Below are 22927 nucleotides of genomic sequence, written 5' to 3'. Positions count from 1 at the left end.
TTGACATCATCTTTTTTCAACAACATGAAAAGACTGATGGAAAAATCCATCAGTCTTTTTTTGCACTTGTCGCTATGCTTTCAGTGCAGAAATAATAGTTAATGTTGTCAACTATTATTTAGCTACTGCTTTTTTAGCAGCGTCTGCTAATTGAGTGAATGCTGCAGCATCAGTTACAGCAAGGTCAGCTAACATTTTACGGTTAACTTCGATACCAGCAACTTTTAAACCGTGCATTAAACGGCTGTAAGAAAGACCGTTCATACGAGCAGCTGCGTTGATACGAGTGATCCATAATTTACGGAAATCACGTTTTTTCTGACGACGGTCACGGTATGCATATGAACCTGACTTCATCACTGCTTGGTTAGCAACTTTGTATAATGTATGTTTTGAACCATAGTAACCTTTAGCTAATTTCAATACTTTTTTACGACGTTTGCGCGTCACTGTTCCGCCTTTTACGCGTGGCATATGAATTACCTCCTGCTTTTCATTAAAAAATGAATGTTAGTATTTTTTTGTAGTCAATTATTTCATGTAAACAAGTAATGATTTGATGCGTTTGAAGTCACCAGATGAAACGATGTTCGCTTTACGTAGGTGACGTTTTTGTTTCGTAGATTTGTTTGCGAATAAGTGGCTTCCATAAGCACGGTCGTATTTTAATTTACCTGAACCCGTTTTTTTGAAACGTTTCGCAGCTCCACGGTGAGTTTTCATTTTTGGCATGTCGAATTCCTCCTAAACTGTTCGTCTAATATTATTTCTCGTTCTTTGGTTGAAGAACTAAGAACATGCTTCGGCCTTCCATCTTCGGTTTTTGTTCTACCGTTGATACTTCAGCACAAGCTTCAGCAAAACGATCTAACACACGTTGACCAATGTCTTTATGTGTAATCGCACGACCTTTGAAACGTAGGCTACATTTTACTTTATCGCCTTTTTCAAGGAATTTAATCGCATTACGTAACTTCGTTTGGAAATCATGCTCATCGATTGTTGGGCTCAAACGAACCTCTTTCATTACGATGACCTTTTGATTTTTACGAATTTCACGGTCTTTCTTTTGCTGTTCAAACTTAAATTTACCATAGTCCATGATACGAGCGACTGGCGGCTTGGCTTGAGGGGCCACAAGGACAAGATCCAAGTTTACACGAGCGGCGATTTCTAGCGCTTCATTACGTGTCTTTACACCAAGCTGGTCACCATTGTGATCGATTAATCGAAGTTCACGTGCGCGAATGCCTTCGTTTACATACATGTCTTTGCTAATAGTAATCCACCTCCAAGTAGTTGTCGCGAATACATGGTTTGGGCAAAGCCTTGCCCGGTTGAACGGTACATCCTCTCGTCATGTCCATAAAAAAAGGACGGACATTTTTGAAGATGTCCGCCCGCTATATGTGCATGCGCAAGTCTACGCAAAACAATTCAACGTGTCATACCTGTTCACAGCCTTTAAAGCGTTGTATCAGGTGAGAAGCGGGCAGCCTCTACTTCAACCACAAACTTTGTATTCATTAACCTTAATTATATTAGCATGTATATGATAAGCTGTCAAATATTTATTTTCTTATCACTGCTAACATAACCAAAATGAAAATATTCTATACAAATGCAAGATTTATTTTATACAGAAACCCTCACTTTAGCAAGCGAGAGTTTCTAGTTGAAGCTTATTTTGTAATTTCTGCTTTAATAGCTGCTAGGAAATCCTCAAAGCTAATTGTTTCGGAATCTTTTGAGCCATAACGTCGAACATTTACGCCATTTGCCTCTACTTCCTTATCTCCGATGACAAGCATATAAGGAATTTTTTTCATTTGTGCTTCACGGATTTTATAGCCTAATTTCTCTTCACGATCATCCATTTCCACACGTAAACCAGCTGCTGTAAGTTGCTCTTCAATTTGTTTTGCATAGTCGAAGTGAGCTTCATTTGATACCGGAATGACTTCTACTTGTACCGGTGCTAGCCAAGTTGGGAATGCCCCTTTGTATTCTTCAATTAAGAAGGCAACAAAACGTTCCATTGTCGATACAACACCACGGTGAATAACAACTGGACGATGAGGTTTACCATCTTCCCCAACATAAGTTAGGTCAAAGCGTTCTGGTAATAGGAAGTCTAATTGAACTGTAGATAAAGTCTCTTCTTTACCAATTGCTGTTTTTACTTGAACGTCAAGTTTAGGACCATAGAATGCCGCCTCACCTTCCGCTTCAAAGTAGTCTAAGCCAAGCTCATCCATTGCTTCTTTTAGCATGCTTTGTGCTTTTTCCCACATGGCATCATCATCGAAGTATTTTTCAGTATCTGCAGGATCGCGATAAGATAAACGGAATGAGTAATCATTTAAATCGAAATCTTTATAAACCTCTAAAATTAACTGTACCACTTTTTGGAATTCCGCTTTAATTTGGTCTGGGCGAACAAAAATATGCGCATCATTTAATGTCATCCCACGTACACGTTGTAAACCTGAAACCGCGCCTGACATTTCATAACGGTGCATTGTACCAAGCTCTGCAATACGCAATGGTAGGTTACGATATGAATGCATGCTGTTTTTGTACACCATCATATGGTGAGGACAGTTCATTGGACGCATAATTAATGTCTCATTATCCATTTCCATTGGTGGGAAAATGGAATCTTGATAGTGATCCCAGTGACCAGAAGTTTGATAAAGCTCTTTTGAACCTAATACTGGTGTATAAACATGCTTATATCCAAGTGATAATTCTTTATCGACAATATAACGTTCAATGACACGACGAATTGTTGCACCATTTGGTAACCAAAGCGGTAACCCTTGACCTACCTTTTGAGAAGTTGTGAACAGGTCTAATTCTTTCCCAATTTTACGGTGATCGCGTTCTTTTGCTTCTTCTAGCATTTGTAGGTGGTGTTTTAATTCCTCTTTTTTGAAGAACGCTGTACCATAAATACGTTGTAGCATTTTGTTATCAGAGTTCCCTCTCCAGTAGGCACCTGCTAATGATAAAAGCTTGAATTCACGAAGTTTCCCTGTAGATGGTACGTGAATACCACGGCAAAGATCGAAAAACTCGCCTTGATAATAAATAGATACTTGCTCATCTGCAGGAATGGCTTCCAGTAATTCTAATTTATACTCATCGCCAATTTCTTCATAGAGTGCTTGTGCTTCTGCACGACTTACATTTTTGCGTTCCACCTCTAGGTTTTCAGCAATAATTTTTTTCATTTCTTTTTCAATTGCTGGTAGATCTTCGGCAGTGATTGGTGTTGGTGAGTCTATATCATAGTAGAAACCACCTTCAATCACTGGACCAATACCAAGCTTTACATCTGGGAATAAACGTTTAATAGCTTGTGCTGTTAAATGGGCAGTCGAGTGACGTAAAATTTCAAGTGCTTCCTCATCGTCTTGTGTAATGATCGCAATTGTTGCATCTTCTTCAATTGGTGTTTTTAAATCCACTAACACACCGTTAATTTTACCTGCATAAGCTTTTTTACGTAAGCCTGGGCTAATGGATAATGCTACGTCATCAGTTGATGTGCCTTTTGCAAATTCCTTTACGGCGCCATCTGGGAAAGTTAATTTAATCATTTCTGACATATTCTTTGCACTCCTTCGTTTTTGTTAAATACATAATGCTTGATGATTGGCTGGAGCCATTGTTTGCATGACTCGATGGCTTAGTTTGAGCGGAGTCATTACTTTTTTGAGCGATTCTTTACTCGATTGGAGCGGAATCTTCATTTTTCTGAGCGGTTTCTTACTCTCTAGGAGCGGGTTAGCCACCTTCGTGAGCGACTTCCCTCCCTATATGAGCGGAGCCACCACTTTTCACAACAATTTCAAAGAAATCTGAGAAAAATAAAAAAAGCTCCGTCCCTCACAAAAGGGACGAAGCGTATGCTCGTGGTTCCACCCTTCTTCCTTCCGACTTACATAAAGTCAGACGAAGCTCAAGGCTAGCTAACGGGCTAGGGACCGGCGAAAGATTATCCCTTTCGCTGCTCAGTAGGTAGTAAATGATGTGCTCACACTAGGAAGTTTTCAGCCGATGACTTCCCTCTCTATAAGCCGATACACAAAATTCATGTCCTCATCAATGCATATTGATATTAAGTATATGAGTCAGTATACGCTCGATTGTCGAAAAATGCAACTATCAATGTTACATCCGACGATTTTTGCCTTGCATTTCGATCGGCACGGTTAAGGCTTTAATTCGCTCCATAATTCGTCCCGCTTTAACTACCTCAATATCACCTTTTTGTGACTGCGCTAAATGATGCTCTAATTCATCATAATTAAAATTAGACGTAATAAAAGTTGGCAATTGCTCTGCCATACGATAATGGAAAATAGTCCCCAAAATCTCATCACGTGTCCAGGCAGTCATGGTTTCCGCTCCTAAATCATCTAGCATTAAGACAGGAGCCTTTTTAATATAATCTATCTTCTCATTCAATGTGTTATCGCCAATGGCATTTTTCATTTCTCGTAAAAACTCTGGAACGAAAACTACAACAGAGCGAATTTTAATAGACGCTAATTCATTGGCCAATGCACCAAGTACAAAGGACTTCCCTACACCAAATTTACCATATAGATAAAAACCTTTTGCAGGTAATTGACCAGTTTCTTTTGTCAATTTTACAAATTGAGCTGCTTTTTGTGCAATCGCCACACGGGATTCATCGTCAATACTTAAATCATGAATGGTTGCTTGTAGCACATCTTTTGGCATATGCATACTTGCAATCATATTCGCAACATCTCGACGTTCTTCTTCCCGTATCTTTTGCTCACAGCGCACATAGTCCATTTCAATAGAATTCCGAACTACCCTTAATGTCGGTAGGAACCCTTTTAAATAATTTGTACAATGTTCTGTATTATCACAGCCACAGCACTCAGTAGATTGACTAATAAATTCATGAAGCTTAGGTAAATTTCGCTCAACATTGTCATAGTTTAATTCATCTGCATGCTGTGCTAAAAATTCCTGCACATGCGGATGTTCTAAAATTTCACGTCGCATGGCTTCATAGCGCTCTTTGAACGAGGGTACATTAATTGCTCGTTTTAATGGTCCATTTATAGGTTCGATTATTGCTCACCTTCTTTACTATTCGCTTTTTCCTAGCATCTCTAATATTTTTTGTCGCTCTTTTTCAAAATCTATAGTACTAGAAGTAGATTCCTCTTGTTTTTCATTCCGTTTATAAAACCATTCAGGCACTTTTTCTTCACGTTGATATCTTGAACGTCCCTTTGTCTGTTGATTCGTTTTATTGGTAGTTTGGGGCTTGTTTTTCCAAGCTGTATATTTATCATGCTCTTGGCGGGCAAGTTCCATTGCTTCCTTAGCCGTCTGGACATTTTTTCGTACCCAGTGATCAGCAATCGTTTCCACATATTTTTTAGGCAGCTTCATATCTGTCGTTAGCATAACGTATTCTAACAATGCATTGACCACTCCAATTGGCATGCCATGCTGAACGATTAAATTTTCCGCAAGCTGAACAGATGTTTGCAATGGTTCTTTACCATTATTTATATCACGTAACACTTGGACAGGCGCCGTTGTTTCTAAATAGTGTTGGAGCTCCTGATCCTTGGTTTTTAGGCCAGCTTCTGCTGCTGGTAATGGTTCAGTAACGCGCGCAAGTTTGGGCGGCTCCTTAGACACTGTTAATTTATAAAAATCAGCAGCAGCCTTTCGTAAACGTTCCTGAGAAATCCCTAAATCATCATCTAAAGCAAGTATCACTACTTTTTGCATATCAAGGGCTGTTAAATGATATAAAAAGGCCAGCTTGGCTATGGTTTCACGCACTTCGAATGTCAACAAATTGGAAGGAACCAATTGCTCGGACAAACCTGCTTGCAATAAATCAAAATCAAATTGCTCCAAATAAAAAGGATATACTTTTTGTTGTTTATCCTTATGATTCGTATCTACTTGTAAATCTGATGGAATATTAGCATGTACGGGCTTAAAGACATCGATAAAAGCACGAGATACATCCTTAAACGCCGTGTCCTTTACAGGTGACATAAAGCGCTGACGTAAATTGCGATAAGCCTGCTCTCCAATTTTGCTAAACAAAAACATCGACAGCAGCGGGTCTTTCATAAAGCTATCTGCATCTAATGGGCGCTGTAGCTCATATAAAAAACTACGTTCACCAGCATCTTCTTTTTTCCATGTACGCAGCAAACCAATCGCCTCTAGTGCAATACGAGCCTCAAACACTTTACCAATGGGCAACCCTAGCACATTCATTAAATAATAATGTGTCATTTGCTGCTTTGGCATTTGCTCTGCTTCTGCCCATAATGTTAGATAAAGGCTAATTGGCTCTGATCCCGTTAATGGTTGATACAATAATGTAACTAATTGACGCTCCTGTGTAGAAAATGCATGAGGTAGACGAATGTCGAAAGGATCGCCAGGCTGCAATTCCTTATATAAATGGATCAACGTCATTCATCCTCTCTGTTTGCTATGATTTCTTCTCCGTTTGACGTTGAATAATGTCTTTGATTTCCTCAATAAAGACATTGATATCTTTAAACTGACGGTAGACCGATGCAAAACGCACATAAGCGACCTCATCGATTTTGGCTAAACGGTCCATAACCATTTCACCAACATCTTCTGAGCGTACTTCCGAATTTCCAATACGACGAAGATCTTTTTCAATTGACAGGACAAGCTCCTCCAGTACACCAAGTGCCACTGGACGTTTTTCACAAGCACGAATAAGCCCACGAAGTACCTTCTCACGGCTAAACTCTTCTCGTGAACCTTCCTTTTTCACAACGACTAATGGCGTCTCTTCAATTTTTTCAAACGTTGTAAAACGGAAGCCACATGACTCACATTCACGACGTCTACGAATTTCTTTATTATCATCTACTGGCCTCGAATCCACAACACGCGTTCCGTTAAACTGGCAAGATGGACATCTCATATAATTACTCTCCTGGTTTACAACAATTTAATATATCTATTATAACAAATTTCCTACATGTAAGAAAAGTGCATTCACGTTTGTGTGCTCATGATAAATCTAAAGCACCTAAAGTACAAGGAAAGTTTCTACAAAAAAAGAGCACATTGAAACCTTTTCGATTTCAATGTGCTCTCTATAAAGATTATTACGCGTTTACCGTTTCTAAAGCATTTGCCACTTTTTTCACAAGATCTACAACACGTGCAGAGTAGCCCCACTCGTTATCATACCAAGCAAGTACTTTTACTTTGCGGTTGCCTAAAACCATTGTAGAAAGTCCATCAACTGTTGAAGAATACGTTGTTGTATTGTAATCAGCAGATACTAATGGTTCAACAGAGAAATTAAGAATACCCTTCATTGGACCTTCTGTTGCCGCTTTTACAAATGCTGCATTGACAGCATCAACTGTTACATCTGTATTTAAATCTACTACAAGGTCCACTAAAGATACGTTTGGTGTTGGAACGCGAAGTGCCATACCATGAATTTTACCTTCTAATTCAGGTAAAACTAATTTCAATGCTTTTGCAGCACCAGTAGATGTTGGAATAATAGATTGTGCGCATCCACGTGCACGACGTAAATCTTTATGTGGATTGTCTAAGTTCTTTTGATCATTTGTATAGGCATGAACTGTTGTCATTAAGCCATTTTCAATGCCAAATGTGTCATTCAATACTTTTGCTACTGGCGCTAGGCAGTTTGTTGTACAAGAAGCATTTGAAATAACATCATGTTTAGCAATATCAAGTTTATCATCATTAACACCTAAAACAATTGTTACGTCCTCGTTTTTACCAGGTGCTGTTAAGATTACTTTTTTCGCGCCAGCTTCTAAATGCATGGCTGCTTTATCACGTTCATTAAATTTTCCAGTAGCTTCAATAACGATATCTACACCCATTGTCGCCCAAGGTAATTTTAATGGATCACGTTCACTAATAATTTGAACACGTTTACCATTTACAACTAAAGCATCGCCTGCTGGTTCTACCGTACCTTCAAATGTTCCGTGATTTGTGTCATACTTAATCAAATGTGCTAACGTTTCTGCAGGATAGCTTGCGTTAATTGCAACGATGTTTAAATCTTGTTGTACGATAGCCTGGCGGAAAACCATACGTCCGATACGTCCGAAACCATTAATAGCAATTGATACTGTCATTTAAAATATCCTCCTGTGAGTACATACTCAGATTAATTAATTATATACTTTATGGTGATTAGTATAACACAATTTTAAAAAAGATGAACATTATATATTGAGAATATAAAAGTTCTTATTTTCTGAAAAATTATTCTTTATTATGGCGTTTCCCCATAAAAAAATGCGCAGCAAAGTTGGCTTGCTACGCATCGTAAAAGAACCAATTAAATAACACCCCAATAGCGCAGGATTTTTTTTAATTGTTCTTCTGTGTTTTCTATATTTTCATTATTATAAATGACCGCATGTGCACCCTTTTCTTTGACAGATATCGGCAGCTGTGAGTGCATACGTGCCAATGCATCCTCTTTTGTTAAATTATTTCGCTCCATTAAGCGTCGAAGCTGAACTTCTTCACTGACCGATACCACAATGATACGTTCCACAAAATGCTGCAGCTTACTCTCAAATAACAATGGGATGTCCATCACAACATGCTCATGTCCTGCCTCTAAATAGGCATCACGCTGACGTAACATTTCTTTTCTGATTGCTGGATGCATAATATCATTTAACGTTTTGCGTTTGGCAGGCTCATGAAAAATGATATCTCCAAGCATTGTTCGATTTAAATGGCCGTCCTCAAGCAAGATAGCTTGTCCGAAGCTTTCAGCTATGAGGGCTAATGTCTCCGTTCCAGGTTCTACGACATCTCGTGCTACAACATCCGCATCAACAATCGGTAATCCCAGTTCGCTCATCATTTTAGCTACTGTACTTTTTCCACTTGCAATACTTCCTGTAAGTCCGATAATCATTGCTAAATCCCCTTTAATGTTGACAGTTTGGGCAATAAACCGAAGTACGCCCACCAATTGTCATTTGACTTGTTGCCGTTTCACATGCTGGACATATCTTTTTCCCATACATTTTTAGTCGATTCTGCATACTTCCGGCTTCCCCATTAATGTTTCGATAATCAGAAATAGTTGAACCACCCGCTTCAATACTTTGACGTAGGACAGCAACAATCTCCTCAAATAATGCCCGCTTTCGCTTTTCACTAATGCGATTCATTTTGCGTGCAGGGTGAATTTTCTGAGCAAACAATGCCTCCGTTGCATAAATATTGCCACAGCCCGAAATGATTTGCCCATCCATAATCACTTCTTTTACTGCTTTATTTTCATACTTTGGTAGCTTAGATTTTGTTATAAAAAAGTCACAAGCATGCTCATCAAATGGCTCTGGTGCCATTTTTGTCAATGGCGCATGATCTTCAATTTTTGTCAGAAAACGAAGTTCACCAAAACGGCGAATATCTGAATAAATCAAATATCCTCCATCTGCCATTTCAAATGTTGCATGGATATGCTTTTGAAACTTCGCCTCATTAATTTCATCGGGTGAATTCACAACAAACCATGCACCTGTCATACCTAAGTGACTGACAAGGACATATGGAACATCATCCTTCAGCAAATGAAAGAAAATATATTTTGCTCGTCGTTCAATTTTGGTAATTGTCATCTGGGACATCGTTATTTCAAAAGTATCAGGCTCTGCTTGTTTGACAATACATTGTTTACCCTCACTAAAAGAGAAATGTACTCTTTCAGAAAGTTGAACCTGTTGAATGGTACGTCCTTCAACCTTTGGCTTCAATGCCTGGACGACACCTTCTACCTCTGGTAATTCAGGCATTTGAACCCCTCCTTATTTTGCCTCGTACCATGTTGAACCATGGTTAAAATCTACTTTTAGCGGTACTGAAAGCTCAATAGCATTTTCCATGACCTCTGGTACAATTTTTTCCAGCAATGCAATCTCTTCCTTAGGTGCTTCAAAGATTAACTCATCATGCACTTGAAGCAGTAGTTTGGCCTGCATCTTTTCTTTTTTCAATCGAGCATCCATATCAATCATTGCTTTTTTAATGATATCAGCAGCACTTCCTTGAATTGGCGTATTCATTGCTGTACGCTCTGCAAAGCTTCTTAAATTAAAGTTGGAGCTTGTAATGTCTGGTAAATAGCGGCGTCTATTTAATATCGTTGTAACATAACCATTAAATTTCGCATTTTGAACAATGTCATCCATGTACTGTTTTACGCCAGGGAAACTTGCGAAATACTTTTCAATAAAATTGGCCGCTTCCTTACGCGTGATATCTAAGTTTTGTGAAAGGCCATAATCACTAATACCGTAGACAATGCCAAAGTTAACAGCTTTCGCTGCGCGACGCATATTACTATCCACCTCATCTTCCGATACATGGAATACATCCATAGCTGTACGTGTATGAACGTCCATTCCTTCTCGGAAAGCCTCAACAAGGTTTTTATCTTCTGACATATGTGCAAGTACTCGTAATTCAATTTGCGAATAGTCAGCAGAAAATAGTATCCAATCCTCTTTTGATGGTACAAAGGCTTGACGAATTTTGCGACCCTCCTCTAAACGGATTGGGATGTTTTGCAAATTCGGGTCTGTAGAGCTCAAACGCCCTGTCGCAGTTAAAGCTTGCTGGAAGCGTGTATGCACCTTGCTATCTGATGCATGAATTTCCTTTAGTAAGCCCTCAATATACGTGGATTGTAATTTTCCAAGCTGACGATACAACAGAATATGTTCAATGATTGCATGCTCTGACTGTAATTTTTCCAGTACATCTGCAGCAGTGGAATAGCCTGTTTTAGTCTTTTTAATTACAGGTAACCCTAGCTTATCGAATAAAATCACACCTAATTGTTTAGGTGAATTAATATTAAACGTTTCTCCAGCCTCCGCATAAATTTCTTGCTCAATCACCACAAGCTTGTCATTAAGCTCTTGCCCCATTTTCTCTAATGTAGCACGGTTAACTGTAATTCCTTCACTTTCCATTTCACTTAAAATTCCTGCCAATGGTAGCTCTAGGTTTTTATAAAGATCGAATTGTTCATTTTCCTTTAATAATGCTTCCAGCTTCGGCTGTAATGACCACACAGCAAAGGCTTTGCGACTTACATGCTGTGCAAGCTGATCCAAGTCAGGTATTGCACGCTTGGCACCTTTTCCATAAACCGCCTCATCTGATTGAACATCATAATAGCCTAATTCCCTTGCAAGTGTGGCGATATCATCGCCACTTAATGCTGGATTATTTATATAAGAGGCAAGTAGCAAGTCAAAGTCAACGCCAGCTAATTGAATCCCTGCTCGCTTCAATGATGCTTGAGCCGCCTTTGAATCGGACATATATTTTATTTTTGTGGCATCTTCTAACCAACGACGGAGAGTATTTGATTTTGCTGCACTTTCAAAAGGAATATATTGTGTCTTTGTTCCATCTGACAACGCAATCCCTAGCTGCTGACAAGTGTGATAATGCTCATTTTCCAGTTCAACATGCACAGCCATCACATCTTGTAAGTCCTCAGGTTGAATTTCCTGAACAAGGTCATAGTCGAAAGGTGCTTGCTCTTCTTCGTGCACTGTAAAGTCACTTTTATCAAGCAGTGATTTAAAGCCAAGCTCACGCCACACACTGATTAATTCATCTTCTTTTGGCCCATTATACGCAAGATCAGCGAGTGAAATCGTGATTGGGGCATCCGTATAAATCGTTGCCAGCTGCTTACTCATGATGGCCTGCTCTTCATTAGCTACCAGCTTTTCCTTCATTTTAGAAGCTTTCAATGTATCCATTGCTTCATAAAGTGCTTCAACGGAGCCATGCTCTTTTAATAATTTTACAGCCGTTTTTTCACCGACGCCTGGTACACCAGGAATATTATCGGAGGAATCCCCCATCAAGCCTTTCATATCAATAATTTGGAGCGGCGTTAACCCGTATTTCTCTGCAATAAAGGCTGGTGTATTCTTCTCTATTTCAGTAATACCTTTTTTCGTTATATAAACGGTTACTTGCTCTGTCGCCAGCTGTGTTAAATCACGGTCTCCAGAAACGATGATGACATCCATATCCTGTGATGAAGCCTCTTTAGCAAGCGTTCCGATAATATCATCCGCTTCATATAATTCTTGTTCATATTGCTTGATACCATAAGCATCAATGAGCTTTCGTAAATAAGGAAATTGCTCTGATAATTCTGGTGGTGTCTTTTGACGTCCACCTTTATATTCTGTAAAGGTTTCATGGCGGAATGTTGTTTTCCCAGCATCAAAAGCAACCAATATTTTCGTTGGTTGTTCTTCCTCTAATATTCTTTGTAGCATTGTTGTAAAGCCGTATACAGCATTAGTATGAATGCCACTATCATTCGTTAACAATGGCAACGCAAAAAACGCGCGATACGCTAAACTATTACCGTCCAATAATAGTAATTTATCCTTGGTCATGATTTTATCCTCCTGCGTTGTCTTCTACTTCTACTTTATCATAACAATACATTTCAAGTAAAAAAAGCAGGCGTCCATTCGCAAGGTTATCCGTTACTTTTCATATCCTATCCATCACTTTTACAGTGCTATCCGTCATTTTTAATGGTCTATCCGCCACTTTAGCATTCCTATCCATTCAAAAAAAGCCAATCGCACATAGCGATTGACTTTTCTTAAAATATTCTAAAATCATTAACGCATATTACCTATAATAGATGAACGACTATCTTGCATTTTTTTGATAAAGTTCGTCATTGTATCAAAAGCTTCATTGCGTTTATTACTCAAACCTTGTAAACGTAGCATATCCATTTGCTGTGAATTACTTAAACCATCTATTTGACCTTTAACATCTTGGATTTCTCGATCAAGCGCTGAATGTGTGTCTTGATCTTCTACAGGTATAGCTGCTCTTTCCTGATGTAACCCTGCTAACTGTGTATTCAAATCAGCTAGCTGTTGATTTCGTTGTTGAACACCCTCTAGTTGATCTTTAAGTTGGTTTTCTAACAACTGTGCTCGTTGTGATTGAACTGCCTGTAATGCCGATTCTAGATCCATGCCTTGAATATCAATTGGTTGAATTTGGCCATTGGCAGAGGATTGCCCTGCCCCACTAAATAATAAACCTACTGCTAATGCGCTTCCAAATACTACTTTCTTCATCTTATTCCTCCTCATAGTAAAATGCAATTTCATTTATCATAAATAATGAAGGTTAAAATTAGGTTAAAAAATAAATATTTATCTCCGCTATGTGAAGCCTAGCAACTTGTCCTTAGTGTGATTATCGCTGTTTTATCATAAAAAAAGACTTTCATTCAGAAAGAATAGCTTTTTGAATGAAAGTCCATAATGGACGTTATTGATTTGATGCACGATAAAAAATTTCTTCATATATGACAGTTAATATAAATGCATTCATAAAGGCAAACACGAGGAATAAAGGCATGCCACCTAATTGTGGATGTGTTAACTCTTGATTAAATACCATTACTGTACTAATTTGTGCTAAAAAGAAAATTAAGCCAATTCCAACTTGCCAAATAGGACGCTTAACCTTTCGTTTTTCATACCAAAATAATTTCTTAAAAAGGTTTCTTACATCATCTGCAATAATGATACTAACTAAAAAGATACTAACAAAAAATACTGGTATATGATAAACACTCTTCGTCATCCATGAAAAATCGGATAGACGGAAGAAAAGCGTCAATAACGATGCTATACTACAAGCGATCCCTAAATTTTGGAGCCATTTGCTAATTTGTAATTTCAAAGCCCTTACCCCCAACTATTCTTTTTTAAACATTATCATTCTATCAAATTATCGTTGATTGGGGAATACAAACTTATAAATTTCTATTATTTTCATACTATAATAATCTGATTTAATGGATAGTTATAATTATATAGAAACAAAAAAAGTCGTCTCTTTCACTACAGAGACGACTTTAATTTGCGTTTATTTTATATAACCAGACAAGATATTGGCATATGGTGAAGTAGATGGCAAAATAATAACCGTATCTTCTCCAACCGTTTTCTTATAAGATTCTAGCGTGCGGTATAAGGAATAAAATTCAGGATCTTGAGAGAATGATTTATTGTAAATCTTTGCAGCTTCTGCTTCTCCCTCAGCTTGAATAATAGCCGCTTCCTTATTAGCAGTAGCTAGCATTTCTTGTACTTGTTGGTCAGTTTGAGCTTCAATACGACGTTTCTGAGCGTCCCCCTCAGACAGATAGAGCTGAGCAGTTGATTCACGTTCTGAAATCATCCGTGTAAATACGGATTGTTCATTCTCTGCTGGTAGGTCTGTACGACGAATACGCACGTCTACTACTTCTACTCCATATTTATCGTTTTGCAATAATTCATTTACTCGCGCTGTTACACGATCATTTAGGCTACCTCGTGAAGAGTCCTCATCATTAATAATTTCATCATATCTTAATTGTCCAAGCTCTGTTCGGATAACAGAGTAGATGAATTCTTCCATTCGGGACTCAGCTTTGCTCAGTGTTCCTGCATTAGAAATCAACGCTTTCGGATCTGTTATACGCCAAACAGCATAATTGTCAATAATTATACGTTTTTTGTCCTTTGTATTAATTTCTTCCTCTGAGATATTGTAGGTCATTTGATTTTTAGGTAGTCTCGTAACACTTTGTATAAATGGTATTTTCATTTTCAAACCGGGCTCTCGTTCAAATTTCACAACTTCCCCAAACTGTCGAACAACTGCGTATTCAGATTCTTTCACAATATAAACATTGGCAAATATAATGATGGCCGCTGCAAAAACTATTGTTAGCGTAACAGCAAGAGAAAGAAATTTTTTAGGATTCAGGGGTCCTTTTTTTGGCATTTCCACTACATTCTCCCCTGAATTACCTTCTGAAGGAGCAGTTTTTTTACCTTTACCGGATAAAAAATTGAGGAATTTATCTAGGTCCTTATTTTTTTTGTCCATTAGTTACCGCTCCCTTCTTTTTTCTCTGTTTGTGCCTGCTGAGGCTGTAATGCTTGTAATGGTAGGTACTTCATTGTACTGCCATCATCGTTCATAATATATATTTGCGCTTTTGGTAATACATTTTCAAGTGTCTCTAAAATTAAACGCTCACGTGTAATTTGTTGATTACCTTTATATTGCTCATACATTTTATTAAATACAGCGACATCACCTTGAGCTTGCTCAATACGGGCTGTTTTTGCACCTTGAGCCTTAGAAATAATGGCATCTTTTTCACCGTTAGCTTCACTTATGCGCTGATTTTTATACTTATCTGCCTCATTGGTTTTGGTATTCTTTGTTTCGCGTGCATCCGTTACAGCTGTGAAAGCGGCACGAACTTCTTTGTTCGGTAATTCAACGTCTTGTAACTTCACACCTAACACGCCAATCCCAATATCATATTTTTCTATTAATGAAACAAGTAGATCACGTGTTTTTGCTTCAATTTCTGCTTTACCGTCCGTTAATGCAGCATCAATTGTTGAGCTACCTATAATGGAACGAATCGCGCTCGATGTAGCGCTATGTAAAATCTCCTCTGGGCTCTGTGCGTTAAATAAAAATTTACGAGGGTCAGTAATTTTCCACTGTACTACAAGGTCTGTTAGTACAATATACTCATCCCCTGTTATCATCTTTGTTTCAGCATCATAGGCTTCAAGCTCTCCTGCTTTATTTTGCTTATAGCCAAACTGTAAACTAAATGTTTCTTTTGACAAAATTTCGACCGATTGCACTGGCCAAGGCAATTTAAAGTGAAGACCTGGATTTGTCACCATATCATCGGCACGACCAAATGTAACAACAACAGCTTGTTCTGATTCATCTACCGTGTACCATGAAGTAAAAACTGTAATAAGTGCAATAATTCCAAATATTCCAAGTCCAACTAGCATTAGTGTCCTTTTCACACTCATGTCTGTTCCTCCCTTTTGCTTAGTACTATTGTTTACGGGAGACCTTTATAAAAAGTTTCAAAATATTTTTATATAATGATTGTAGAGGAGAGAATCTTCTTTATTTTCCGCTTCACAAAAGCTTTTCTGAAGCAATACAAAAAATCCTGTTACCTTTTATGGCAACAGGATATTGATAACTAGATGTTCAAATACAGGGAAAATGGTAGTGGATAATACAATGCTAATTAATGCAGCAACGATCATCGCTAGACTAGCAAATGTACCTTCTAGCTCTCCAATTTCAAATGCTTTAGATGTACCTGTTCCATGGGCACCCATACCAAGCATTAAGCCTCTAGAAGAAGGTCTATGGAAACGACATACTTTAATAACGATGGGTGCTAACAAGCTCCCTAAAATACCAGTCGTCATAACAAAAACAGCTGTAAGCGTAGGAGAACCACCGATCATATTTGAAATATCCATCGCAATAGGTGTTGTTACGGAGCGTGGCACTAAACTATGCACCAACTCATCATTTAAGCCTACCACTAGAGCCATCATAAAGGATGACACAATAGCAACTGCAGAACCAACAGCAATGCTGATGAAAATTTCGAATGCGTGTTTTTTTAATAGATTGACATTTTTATAAATAGGAACCGCAAACGCAACAGTTGCTGGCCCTAGTAAATTTGTTAAGATATTGGCTCCTGAATTGTAGGATTTATAAGGTATACCTGTCAGCAGTAAAATGCCTATAATCACTAAAGGTGTAATCAGCATAGGTGTCAGCCATTCTTTTTTATATTTTTTATAAAACATTTTACAAATATAGAAAATAGCAATGGTCCCAAGTAAGCTGACAATGGCGATTAATAACGTCATACAGCATCACCCTTCTTTCGCTGCTCTAGCCATTGTGCCGTGTAGCCCGTTACAAACATTACGACAATCGCACTCACAACAATGACCAGCACAACCTTCATTCCTTGCACACCAAATAAGGCATGATAATCAATAACACCGATGGCAGATGGAATAAAGAATAGTAAGAGTTCACTTAATAGTACGGCTGCTCCTAACTCAATCCATTCAAGCTTGATTATATGAAACTGTAACAGTAAAAATAATAGGACGAGCCCTATTATGCTCCCTGGAATCGGCAAGTGAAGTAGGCGTGCAATAGTATTTCCGATAAATAATAGGATGTAAAGATAGCCGATTTGCACGATACTTTTGACGATTTTCATGGTCATCCTTCTCTCATTTTTTTCTCTGCCTCAACAGTCAGAAAAACAAGATTCAAATGAAAAGAAGGTTGATTCACTGACTGTAAAAGCGTTCGTCTAACAGACAATCGCTATAAGATGGTTGTTAAACTTTTATGCCACTATACTTTACACCTATTTACGTTCCCTGTAAAACAGAAAAAGAACCTAGTGTCTAAAAGAAAACACTAAATTCTTTCTGTAGCGAATATAAAGCAGTTAAAAATCCTCTAGTATATTAGATTTTTATGGTATCGTCTTAACAATCATATTGGGGGTTTCTAGTAATAAGTATAGTGCCCAAATATGAATGTAACATGTTGTTCATGTAAAGGATTTGTTAATTTTTCGGAATCGTGACAATCATTTTAGTCCCTATGCCGACTTCACTTTCTACTTGAATACGGCCATGATGAGCCTCTACTAAATGCTTCACAATCGCTAATCCTAAGCCTGTTCCGCCAGAATTTCGGCTTCTTGCTCGATCCACCCGATAAAATCTTTCAAAAACGCGGGCGATTTCATGTTTTTCAATACCTATTCCTTGGTCCTCTATTTCGATGATGCCGTGTGTTTCATTTTCTTTTAATCGAATAGAAACAGTCGTGTTTTCAGGAGAATACGTAATCGCATTGGTAATTAAATTCGTCACGATTTGAATAATACGATTGGCATCCCCCATGACTTGGACATCTCGTTCGATATCCACCTGGAAGCTCATATTTTTTTCATCCAATCGCGGTGCTGTCAATTCTGCTCCACGAATTAAAACATCCTGTAAGCCCATCGGCATAATATTGACAGTAAAGCCATGCTGCTCTATCTTTGATAGCTCTAGTAAATCTTGAATCAACATTTGTAGTCGATTACTTTCTTTATAAATAATCTCTAAGAAAGAGATCAACATTTTTTCGTCTTTATAGGCCCCATCCAATAAAGTTTCAGAAAAGCCTTTAATAGAAGTAATAGGTGTTCGTAACTCGTGCGATACATTCGCAACAAAGTCTTTCCGAATTTGTTCTAATCGAACTAGTTCCGTTATGTCATGCATCACGATAACAACGCCTAGCCATCGTCCATGATCTCCGATGACAGGTGCCCCATAAACTTCTTTATTATAAAGCTCCTGCTGTACTTCCATTTTAATTTGTTGTCGATAGGGCATTTCTGTCAGAAAGACATGATCGATAAATTGCTCTAATGATTTCGGTAAGCCTATTGTACGAAATACCTTTCCTTGTACATCATCAAGCTGCATCCCAAAGCGCTCTAGAAATACTCGATTCACAATGGAAATATTCCCCTCGCGACCAATCATCATAAGAGAGCTCCCCATATTTTCAATTAAGGTTTTCAGTCTTTCTTCCTCTACTTCACGTATCGTTGTAATATCCTGCAAATTGCGTGCCAAGATGTTTATGGAATGACTGAGTGGTATCATGCGTTCATGTTCATTTTCTTGGGCACGCGCACGATAGTTACCCTTTGCAAGCTCAAGAGCCGTTTCTGTCACATTATCAATCGGTGCCGTAAAATTACGTATCATATAGCGACTGATAATCGCTATTAAAATCAAAGTGATTGTGAAAAGAATAGCCAGTACTCCGTAAAGTCGAGCGCGTACGTAGGTCAATAAGGATTCGTCTTGTTCCATAGCCTGGGCTGCATACAAAGCTTCCTGATCTTCCTGCGTTAAATCCATTTTGCGTTCATCGATTACTTGGTCCATTGAAGCTCGTATTTGCGTGGTTGCTTGCTCATTGTATTGCTCGATATAAACAGGAAAAAGCTGACCTATAACAATCATTAGGACAGCTAGTATCGTTCCAAGTAAAAGCATGAATGTCATGAATAAGCGATTGCTCATTGATTTCATGTCGTTTTCGGCTCCTCAAATTTATAACCAAGGCCTCTAATTGTTTTAATAAACATCGGCTTACGGCTATTTTCTTCAATTTTATCGCGAAGGTGGCTAATGTGTACATCCACAATTCGAGTATCGCCAGCAAAATCATATTTCCATACAGCACTTAATAGCTGATCACGTGTTAATACACGATTTTTATTTTCAAGTAAATAGATGAGTAACTCAAACTCTTTTGGTGTAAATTCCAGTGCCTCATCTTGTAAAAATACTTCAAATCGCTCTGGGAACACTCGCAATTGTCCAAACTCATACATTTTCTCCTGCGGCTCATCCTTATCATCTGCCACAACGTTTTGCGTGAAACGTCTTAATACAGCCTTGACACGCGCTAATACTTCACGTGGACTAAAAGGCTTAGTCATATAATCATCTGCACCCAGCTCAAGACCAAGAACTTTATCAAATTCGTCATCTTTTGCAGTTAACATAATAATTGGCGTATTCATACGTTGCTGTCGGATTTGTTTACAGACCTCCATACCATCTAGTTTTGGAAGCATCAAATCTAAAAGAATTAAATTTGGCTGTAAATCGATTGCTTTTTCAAGCCCTTCCTGACCATCAGCAGCCGTTTCAACTACATAGCCTGCCTGTTCTAAATTATATTTCAATAATGTTGCAATCGAAAATTCATCTTCAATTACTAAAATCGTTTTTGTCATATCTAATGCCTCCGTTAGTGATTTGAAACCCCCATTTCAAATCTCAAGACGTTTATAGCGCAAGTGGTGGAGTCACAAGCAACAAACCTTCAATTACAAGCTGCTTCTGCTCATTATATGAGTGTACAGACACAGTAATGGTATTGTCATATTTATTGATTGCTGTAACCTCTAATAGCGTATCGAACAGTTCATAATGATAGAGAGGTCCTAAATATTTTAAATGTTGCTCAATAATTCGTGCACCTGGTCCTGGAATATACTTTGACACAGCTGAAGTAATAATACCATTTAACATAATTGTCGGCACAATTGGTTTTTGAAAAGGTGTCATAGCCGCATAATCATGTTGAATATAAAGCGGATTACTATCGTTTGTAAGCCCTAAATACAGCAATAGATCCCGATCTTCAATTTTTTCAGTTATATGGATCTTCTCGCCAACTGTAATTTCATCGATTGTGAGACCAAGTTTACTATTTTTTTGAAGCAAAGATACGCCAACCCCTTTTCTATCATACTACATTCATAGTATCAATTTTATGCTAAAAGTACAATGAAAAGCAGAAGAACCTTACCTTTCTCAACACTTGAAACATAAAAAAAACGAGCAGGAACAATCCCTACTCGTTTTAAGATTCAGAACGAAATTTTACGCTAAAATTTTCATCACATTACGAACTGCTTCTGCCGATTGATCTAAAGCTGCTTTTTCTTTGTCCGTTAATTCTAGCTCAAAGATTTTTTCAATACCGTTTTCGCCAAGTAATGTAGGAACACCTAAGTATAAGTCATGATAGCCATATTCGCCTTCTAAATAAGCGATAGATGGCAAAATACGTTTTTGATCTTTTATAATGGCTTCAGCCATCTCTATCAGTGCCGCTGCTGGCGCATAATAAGCAGAGCCGTTACCAAGTAAATTGACGATTTCAGCTCCACCATTACGTGTACGGTCAACAATTTCTTCTAAACGTTCAGCAGAAATTAACGTTTCTAATGGAATACCACCTGCGAATGAATAACGTGTTAATGGTACCATTGTGTCACCGTGACCACCTAATACAAAACCAGTGATATCTTTTACTGAAATATTAAGTTCTTCTGCCACAAATGCGCAGAAACGAGCCGTATCAAGAACACCCGATTGACCAATGACACGGTTTTTAGGGAAGCCAGTTTCTTTGTATACTGTGTAAGTCATAGCATCAACTGGGTTTGTCAGTACAAGGATTGTAGCATTTGGTGAATGTGTAGCAATCTCTTTCGAAACTGTTTTCATGACACCCTGATTGATTTGAACGAGATCATCACGACTCATCCCTGGTTTACGTGCAACACCAGCTGTAATGATCACGACGTCAGAATTCGCCGTATCTGCATAATTGGAAGTACCTTGTACATAAGAGTCAAACCCTTGTATTGGTGCTGCTTCCCACATATCTAGCGCCTTACCCTTTGTTGGATTTTCCGCTTGTGGAATATCCACTAATACGACGTCACCAAGTTCTTTCTGAGCTGCTAAAAATGCTGCCGTAGCGCCTGTAAAACCGCCACCGATTACTGAGATTTTTTTACGTTTCAGAGACATTTGAATACGCTCCTTTAAAATTAGGTTATATATTTTAAAAGAGGGAGGAGACATCCATCTCACTCCCTCATTTTAAACAAGTTTATCGTAAATATTAAATTAAAATTTACTGTCACCCTAATTATATCGGCAGAAAAAAGCATCCGCTTTAGTGATAAATTCTATTGTAGAATAGAAAATTATAGGTTTTTGATTAACTCAGTTGCGAATTCTGAACATTTCACTTCTGTAGCGCCGTCCATTAAACGTGCGAAGTCATAAGTAACAACTTTAGAAGAAATTGTTTTCTCAACAGATTGAGTGATCATGTCAGCAGCTTCTTGCCATCCTAAGTGTTCAAGCATTAATACACCTGAAAGTAATACTGAAGATGGGTTTACTTTATCTAAACCAGCATATTTTGGAGCTGTACCGTGAGTAGCTTCGAAGATCGCATGTCCAGTAACATAGTTAATGTTCGCGCCTGGAGCGATACCGATACCACCAACTTGTGCAGCAAGTGCATCAGAAATATAGTCACCATTTAAGTTCATTGTAGCTACTACATCGAACTCAGTTGGACGAGTTAAGATTTGTTGTAAGAAGATATCAGCGATAGAATCTTTCACTAAGATTTTACCTGCTGCTAAAGCATCAGCTTGTGCTTTGTTTGCTGCTTCTTCACCTTGTTCAGCTTTGATTGCATCGTATTGGTTCCAAGTGAAAGTTTGATCAGCAAATTCTTTTTCTGCTAATTCATAACCCCATTTTTTGAATCCACCTTCAGTGAATTTCATGATGTTACCTTTATGAACTAAAGTAACAGATGGGCGTTTATGTTTAATTGCATATTCAATAGCAGAACGTACTAAACGCTCAGTACCTTCTTTAGATACAGGTTTTACACCGATACCAGAAGTTTCTGGGAAGCGGATTTGGTTTACACCAAATTCAGATTGTAGGAAGTTGATGATTTTTTGAGCTTGTTCTGAACCAGATTCGAATTCAATACCAGCGTAGATGTCTTCTGTGTTCTCACGGAAGATAACCATATCAACGTCTTCTGGGCGTTTAACTGGAGAAGGCACTCCATCAAAGTGACGTACTGGGCGTAAGCATACATATAAGTCAAGTTGTTGACGTAATGCTACGTTAAGAGAGCGGATACCACCACCGATTGGAGTAGTAAGAGGACCTTTGATTGCAATTAAGTATTCGTTAATTTTGTCTAAAGTTTCTTGTGGTAACCATTCACCAGTTTGGTTAAATGCTTTTTCACCAGCTAAAACTTCTAACCATTCAATTTTCTTTTCACCGTTGTAAGCTTTTTCTACAGCTGCGTCGATTACACGTGATGCTGCAGCCCAGATATCTGGACCAATTCCATCACCTTCGATGAAAGGAATTACTGGATTGTTTGGTACATTAAGTACGCCATTTTCAACTACAATTTTGTTTGACATTCTGTTGCCTCCTAAATTCATAATCATAGGACTGTGTTAGTGATAACA

The 22927-nt window shown here is 38.2% G+C and carries 22 protein-coding genes; all 22 read right to left on the bottom strand.

What is annotated here, in order from left to right:
• Positions 1–114 precede the first annotated feature (114 nt).
• The 22 genes from rplT to icd all read right to left on the bottom strand — a co-directional run bounded on the left by rplT (position 115) and on the right by icd (position 22879).
• Positions 115–474: a 50S ribosomal protein L20 gene (gene rplT, locus ACEVFT_RS21055; RefSeq protein WP_205444915.1), complete on the bottom strand. Its 360-nt coding sequence runs from the start codon at positions 472–474 to the stop codon at positions 115–117.
• A 57-nt stretch (positions 475–531) separates the two neighbouring features.
• On the bottom strand, positions 532–732 hold the full coding sequence (gene rpmI, locus ACEVFT_RS21050; protein ID WP_004226312.1) for a 50S ribosomal protein L35: 201 nt from the start codon (positions 730–732) through the stop codon (positions 532–534).
• A 31-nt stretch (positions 733–763) separates the two neighbouring features.
• Positions 764–1267: a translation initiation factor IF-3 gene (infC, locus tag ACEVFT_RS21045; protein WP_012295602.1), complete on the bottom strand. Its 504-nt coding sequence runs from the start codon at positions 1265–1267 to the stop codon at positions 764–766.
• A gap of 415 nt (positions 1268–1682) precedes the next feature.
• Complete coding sequence (thrS, locus tag ACEVFT_RS21040; protein WP_205444916.1) at positions 1683–3614, bottom strand: threonine--tRNA ligase; 1932 nt, start codon at positions 3612–3614, stop codon at positions 1683–1685.
• 565 nt (positions 3615–4179) lie between these two features.
• Positions 4180–5109 carry a primosomal protein DnaI gene (gene dnaI / locus ACEVFT_RS21035; RefSeq protein WP_393951210.1) on the bottom strand — a complete coding sequence of 310 codons (930 nt, stop codon included), beginning with the start codon at positions 5107–5109 and terminating at the stop codon, positions 4180–4182.
• Positions 5110–5136: 27 nt separating this feature from the next.
• Positions 5137–6501: a replication initiation and membrane attachment family protein gene (locus tag ACEVFT_RS21030; protein ID WP_393951209.1), complete on the bottom strand. Its 1365-nt coding sequence runs from the start codon at positions 6499–6501 to the stop codon at positions 5137–5139.
• Between the two features lie 16 nt (positions 6502–6517).
• Positions 6518–6988 (bottom strand): transcriptional regulator NrdR, encoded by a 471-nt coding sequence (gene nrdR / locus ACEVFT_RS21025; RefSeq protein WP_205444920.1) that lies wholly within the window; start codon positions 6986–6988, stop codon positions 6518–6520.
• Between the two features lie 187 nt (positions 6989–7175).
• Complete coding sequence (locus ACEVFT_RS21020) at positions 7176–8198, bottom strand: glyceraldehyde-3-phosphate dehydrogenase (protein ID WP_342441194.1); 1023 nt, start codon at positions 8196–8198, stop codon at positions 7176–7178.
• 206 nt (positions 8199–8404) lie between these two features.
• Positions 8405–8998, bottom strand: coding sequence for a dephospho-CoA kinase (coaE, locus tag ACEVFT_RS21015; protein ID WP_393951208.1), 594 nt, complete (start codon positions 8996–8998; stop codon positions 8405–8407).
• Positions 8999–9011: 13 nt separating this feature from the next.
• The gene (gene mutM / locus ACEVFT_RS21010) at positions 9012–9884 is read right to left on the bottom strand and encodes a bifunctional DNA-formamidopyrimidine glycosylase/DNA-(apurinic or apyrimidinic site) lyase (RefSeq protein WP_393951207.1); all 873 of its coding nucleotides are present in this window, start codon (positions 9882–9884) and stop codon (positions 9012–9014) included.
• Positions 9885–9896: 12 nt separating this feature from the next.
• Entirely contained in the window at positions 9897–12524 is a 2628-nt protein-coding gene (gene polA / locus ACEVFT_RS21005; protein WP_393951206.1) for a DNA polymerase I, read from the bottom strand.
• Positions 12525–12758: 234 nt separating this feature from the next.
• Entirely contained in the window at positions 12759–13232 is a 474-nt protein-coding gene (locus ACEVFT_RS21000; RefSeq protein ID WP_205444929.1) for a hypothetical protein, read from the bottom strand.
• A gap of 196 nt (positions 13233–13428) precedes the next feature.
• A complete protein-coding gene (locus ACEVFT_RS20995) occupies positions 13429–13845 on the bottom strand; it encodes a DNA polymerase I (protein WP_205444930.1) in 417 nt (138 codons plus the stop codon).
• A 186-nt stretch (positions 13846–14031) separates the two neighbouring features.
• The gene (gene hflC / locus ACEVFT_RS20990) at positions 14032–15042 is read right to left on the bottom strand and encodes a protease modulator HflC (RefSeq protein WP_342533171.1); all 1011 of its coding nucleotides are present in this window, start codon (positions 15040–15042) and stop codon (positions 14032–14034) included.
• On the bottom strand, positions 15042–16004 hold the full coding sequence (gene hflK / locus ACEVFT_RS20985) for an FtsH protease activity modulator HflK (protein ID WP_205444934.1): 963 nt from the start codon (positions 16002–16004) through the stop codon (positions 15042–15044). The genes hflC and hflK overlap by 1 nt, the downstream gene beginning before the upstream one ends.
• A gap of 156 nt (positions 16005–16160) precedes the next feature.
• The gene (locus ACEVFT_RS20980) at positions 16161–16874 is read right to left on the bottom strand and encodes an LrgB family protein (protein ID WP_393951205.1); all 714 of its coding nucleotides are present in this window, start codon (positions 16872–16874) and stop codon (positions 16161–16163) included.
• Positions 16871–17239, bottom strand: a complete 369-nt coding sequence (locus ACEVFT_RS20975) for a CidA/LrgA family holin-like protein (protein ID WP_205444937.1) — start codon at positions 17237–17239, stop codon at positions 16871–16873. The genes ACEVFT_RS20980 and ACEVFT_RS20975 overlap by 4 nt, the downstream gene beginning before the upstream one ends.
• A gap of 358 nt (positions 17240–17597) precedes the next feature.
• Positions 17598–19133: a two-component system histidine kinase PnpS gene (pnpS, locus tag ACEVFT_RS20970; protein WP_342441198.1), complete on the bottom strand. Its 1536-nt coding sequence runs from the start codon at positions 19131–19133 to the stop codon at positions 17598–17600.
• Positions 19130–19846, bottom strand: a complete 717-nt coding sequence (locus ACEVFT_RS20965) for a response regulator transcription factor (protein WP_205444940.1) — start codon at positions 19844–19846, stop codon at positions 19130–19132. Before ACEVFT_RS20965 ends, pnpS begins: the two co-directional genes overlap by 4 nt.
• Before the next feature lie 52 nt (positions 19847–19898).
• A complete protein-coding gene (locus ACEVFT_RS20960; protein ID WP_004226245.1) occupies positions 19899–20339 on the bottom strand; it encodes a MaoC/PaaZ C-terminal domain-containing protein in 441 nt (146 codons plus the stop codon).
• Between the two features lie 159 nt (positions 20340–20498).
• Positions 20499–21437, bottom strand: a complete 939-nt coding sequence (gene mdh / locus ACEVFT_RS20955; protein ID WP_393951204.1) for a malate dehydrogenase — start codon at positions 21435–21437, stop codon at positions 20499–20501.
• 179 nt (positions 21438–21616) lie between these two features.
• A complete protein-coding gene (icd, locus tag ACEVFT_RS20950; RefSeq protein ID WP_205444944.1) occupies positions 21617–22879 on the bottom strand; it encodes an NADP-dependent isocitrate dehydrogenase in 1263 nt (420 codons plus the stop codon).
• Positions 22880–22927 lie beyond the last annotated feature (48 nt).

Origin of the sequence: Lysinibacillus sp. PWR01 (assembly GCF_043359455.1) — a bacterium.
GTDB classification, from domain to species: Bacteria; Bacillota; Bacilli; order Bacillales_A; family Planococcaceae; genus Lysinibacillus; species Lysinibacillus fusiformis_F.
Note: the sequence above shows the minus strand (reverse complement) of the source record. Positions and strands in the feature narration are given on the sequence as shown.